This is a genomic window from Profundicola chukchiensis (genome assembly GCF_029664245.1).
Lineage (GTDB): Bacteria > Bacteroidota > Bacteroidia > Flavobacteriales > Weeksellaceae > Profundicola > Profundicola chukchiensis.
Genome location: NZ_JANAIE010000076.1, coordinates 1 through 222 on the forward strand (window position 1 = coordinate 1; position 222 = coordinate 222).

The window sequence follows — 222 nt, forward strand, 5'->3', positions numbered from 1 at the left end:
CGAGAGTCGAAAAATCGGCTCCGGAAAACCCGATCCCGCCGCCCATGCCGATCGTGCGGCACTGGCGATCGCCCAGTTCGTTCAGCGGTAGGGAGAGGACCAGTACATGAAACGACCCCGCGGCGGGCTCGATCGTGTCGAGCAAGGCCAAACGGGTCTTGCCATTGGAAAAGGTGCGGGTGTTGTCCTCCCATGGCTCCACGATGTTGCCGGCGGAAGCCT

Annotated in this window: 1 protein-coding gene; it reads right to left on the minus strand. The window is 62.6% G+C overall.

Translation table 11 applies throughout. The features are described 5' to 3' along the window. On the minus strand, positions 1-222 hold a 222-nt coding region (locus tag NLM59_RS11725; protein ID WP_304417964.1), incomplete at both ends, for a hypothetical protein.